The organism is Ruminococcus sp. D54t1_190329_F1, assembly GCF_015551645.1.
Lineage (GTDB): Bacteria > Bacillota > Clostridia > Lachnospirales > Lachnospiraceae > Blautia_A > Blautia_A faecis.
In genome coordinates this window covers 1-4,089 of record NZ_JADNDC010000078.1, presented here as the reverse complement: position 1 = coordinate 4,089, position 4,089 = coordinate 1, and the positions used below count along the sequence as shown (strand labels likewise).

Genomic DNA, 4,089 nt, shown 5'->3' with positions numbered 1-4,089 from the left:
AAGGGAAGAAAGAAACAGTAACGACAACAACGCGGGTGGGGTGAAGTAGTTGGTATCCCGCAACTTTATTGTTTTTTGCCAATCTATCATTGCCAAGAAAGTATCGGGAAACCAATCACTCCCCCTCCCCCTCTGTCGAAAGTTCCTATGCACAAATAAGTCCCAGACAGTACACAGCATTCGGGCAATGGTGATTGCTCTAGCGAGCCATTTCAGGCGCGGTTTTAGCGTAGGCGAAATCCACTGCTTACGGAGACTTAATCGTGAAGGCTCTCCTGAACGATTTAGTCGCAGTTAGCAGTTAGTTCGCTGGAGCGTTGCGCCGGCGAGTGAGCAATCACCATTGTCCGAATGCGTCCGCCTTGAACAACTTTCAACACACTAAATAGCAAAAGAGCGAATTTCCAAGACCTCCCGCCTCTGGAAATTCGCTCTCTCTAGTCACTCTGATTTAAACATTAGCAGTCTTTCTGCCGCAGCACTGTTTATACTTCTTACCGCTTCCGCAAGGACACGGATCATTCGGATAAACCTTAATTTCTTTTCTCTGAACCGGCTTACGAACACTGGAATCATCCTTGTTAGTACCAGTAACCTTAGCCACCTGCTCACGCTCGATTTTCTGCTCCACATGAACATGATACAGCATTCTGACGGTGTCCTCCTGAATGGAAGTGATCATGCTGTTAAACATATCAAATGCGGCCATCTTATACTCAACAACCGGATCTCTCTGTCCATAAGCAGTCAGACCGATACCCTGGCGGAGAATCTCCATGTCATCAATGTGATCCATCCACTTGCTGTCAATGCTCTTCAGAAGGATAACGCGCTCAAGCTCACGCAGCTGCTCTGGCTCCGGGAATTCGGACTCCTTCGCCTCGTAAAGCTTCACAGCCTCCTCCTTGATCAGATGCTTCATCTCATTCTTTTTCTTACCCTTAACCTTCTCAGATGTAAGCGGCTCGATTGGGATGATCTGACGGAGAACACTGTTGAACTCATTCAGATCCCACTCTTCAGAATCTACATCCTCAGAGAAACACATATCTACTGCATTATCTACAATATCTGTAATCATCTTGTAGATGGCATCGCGCATGTTCTCACCATCCAGTACCTGGCGACGCTCTTTGTAGATGATCTCACGCTGCTCATTGTTAACCTGGTCGTAATCAAGAAGATTCTTACGGATACCGAAGTTGTTAAACTCGATCTTCTCCTGTGCCTTCTCGATTGCATTGGAAAGCATCTTGTGCTCGATCTGCTCATTCTCAGCTACACCAAGGGAAGTGAACACCTTCATCAGACGCTCAGATCCGAACAGACGCATCAGGTCATCCTCCAGGGAAATGTAGAAGCGGGATTCTCCCGGATCTCCCTGACGTCCGGAACGTCCACGCAGCTGGTTATCAATACGTCTGGACTCATGACGCTCTGTACCGATGATCTTCAGACCGCCAGCTGCTCTTGATACATCATCAAGCTTAATATCTGTACCACGACCTGCCATATTGGTTGCAATGGTAACTGCACCGGCCTGACCCGCCTGTGCTACGATCTCAGCCTCAAGCTCATGGAACTTGGCATTCAATACATTGTGCGGGATTCCCTCTCTCTTCAGCATACGGCTGATGAGCTCAGAAGTCTCAATGGTAATAGTACCAACCAGTACAGGCTGCTGCTTCTCATGAGCTTCCTTTACAGACTGGACAACTGCATTGAATTTCTCTTTCTTTGTCATATATACGGCATCATCTAAATCCTTACGCTGAACCGGCTTATTGGTCGGGATCTCAACAACGTCCATAGCATAGATATCACGGAACTCTTTCTCCTCAGTAAGGGCAGTACCGGTCATACCGCCTTTCTTATCGTATTTGTTAAAGAAGTTCTGGAAGGTGATGGTTGCAAGAGTTTTGCTCTCGCGTTTTACCTTAACATGCTCTTTCGCCTCGATTGCCTGGTGGAGACCATCCGAATAACGACGGCCCGGCATGATACGTCCGGTAAACTCATCAACAATCATAACCTCGTCATCTTTTACAACGTAATCCTGATCACGGTGCATCAGATTATGAGCACGAAGTGCAAGGATAATGTTGTGCTGGATCTCAAGGTTCTCCGGATCTGCAAGATTCTCAATATTAAAGAATTTCTCAACCTTCTTCACACCCTGCTCGGTAAGGTTGACAATCTTATCCTTCTCATTTACAACAAAGTCACCAGTCTCGATAACTTCCTCACCCATGATGGCTGCCATCTTAGTCATCTCATGGCTGGCTTCTCCACGCTCCAGCTGCTGTGCAAGGATATCGCAAACCTCATACAGCTTGGTGGACTTGCCGCTCTGACCGGAAATGATCAGAGGAGTACGAGCCTCATCGATTAAAATGGAGTCGACCTCGTCGATGATACAGTAGTGAAGGTCACGCTGTACCAGCTGCTCCTTGTAGATAACCATGTTATCACGAAGATAGTCAAATCCAAGTTCGTTATTAGTAACATAAGTAATATCACAGTTATATGCCTCGCGGCGTTCTTCCGGCTTCATGTCGTTCAGAACTACGCCTACAGTCAGCCCAAGGAATCTGTGAACCTGTCCCATCTCGTCGGCATCACGTTTCGCCAGGTAATCATTGACTGTGACAACGTGAACACCTTTGCCTTCCAGGGCATTCAGATAGGATGGCAATGTAGCTACAAGGGTCTTACCTTCACCAGTTTTCATCTCGGCAATACGACCCTGGTGAAGTACGATTCCACCGATGAGCTGTACTTCGAAATGCTCCATTCCCAGTACTCGCTTGGCAGCCTCACGGACGGTAGCAAATGCCTCTGGTAAAAGATCATCCAGGGTAGCTCCCTCTTCCAGGCGTTTCTTAAACTCTCTTGTCTTACCACGAAGTTCTTCGTCGGTTAATTTCTGCATTTCGGGACGCAGATCCTCGATTTTCTTAACGAGAGGCATGATACGCTTAACCTCTCGCTGGCTGCGGGTTCCGAAAACTTTTGAAAACATGTTCATTTAGCTTTTATACTCCTGTCTATCTTTTTAGATGCTATATTGTGTAATATAACTGATTTCATTTCATTTAAAATTATTTATTTTGTTTAACATACCAGTCTATTTTAACACTTTTTGTCATGGAAAACAATAAATATTTGATGAACAAAATATGTCTCCCATATGATATATTAAAGTAAAATGAATTTATACCCCAAATCAGCCTCAAATTATTTTATGTTTTAGGAGAATTTTTATATGATTTATCTTTTTCAGGAACTGGACTTAATTTCAAACGAATTGCTTCACCAGATGATTTTCTCATTGCCTGTTGCACGCAGGGAATATGTTCAGCATTTTAAATTGCCGGAAGACCAGAAGCGTTCTGCCCTGGCCTGGCTGCTTTTGCGTTATGGACTTAAACAGGAATATGGTTTCCGGGAAATCCCGGATTTCCAGAAAACCTCTTCTGGGAAACCATTTTTCCGTGGGGAAAATATGCCGTTTTTTAATCTCAGCCACAGCGGAAATTTCGTAGGCTGTGCCTTGCATGACAGAGAAATTGGTCTGGATATCCAGAAGCTCACCGAGCCCCGGGAATCTCTTATCCGAAGAGTCTGCACTCAGGAGGAGCTTATTTTCCTAAAGTCCCCCCAGGATTTCTGCCGGATCTGGGCTATGAAGGAAAGCGCCGTCAAACTTACCGGAGAAGGGATCACCGGAAATTTCCGGGAGATTCTCACTCTACATCCGGATATGCACACCCATACCATCCCATTAGAAAATGGAACCGGATTTCTGGCCTACAGTATTTATGACGAAAGCAAGCTCCCTGTCCGCGTACTATCCGCCAGGGAGCTTGCTGAAGAATTACTTTAAAATTCAAACTTTTATAATTTTTTCATCAGGGAACGGATCATCCAGAAATCTGGTCACATGATACTGATCCGTTTCTGCCAGATGAAGCTGCAGCAGTGCCAGACCAATTCCAGCTGCTCCGTCAAAGTAGAGTAGGCGGATGAAATTTTCATCCGCCCCTCATCAAACCGTGCATGAGGTTCTCCCTCACACGGCTTTCCGAC

At 45.7% G+C, this 4,089-nt stretch carries 2 protein-coding genes; one reads left to right on the top strand and one right to left on the bottom strand.

Annotation, left to right across the window (positions count from 1 at the left end):
* Window positions 1-451 precede the first annotated feature (451 nt).
* Window positions 452-3,028, bottom strand: a complete 2,577-nt coding sequence (gene secA, locus I2D69_RS19440) for a preprotein translocase subunit SecA (RefSeq protein WP_148461021.1) — start codon at window positions 3,026-3,028, stop codon at window positions 452-454.
* A gap of 237 nt (window positions 3,029-3,265) precedes the next feature.
* Here secA and I2D69_RS19435 point away from each other — a divergent pair, with 237 nt between their 5' ends.
* Window positions 3,266-3,886 (top strand): 4'-phosphopantetheinyl transferase superfamily protein, encoded by a 621-nt coding sequence (locus I2D69_RS19435; protein ID WP_187565128.1) that lies wholly within the window; start codon window positions 3,266-3,268, stop codon window positions 3,884-3,886.
* Window positions 3,887-4,089 lie beyond the last annotated feature (203 nt).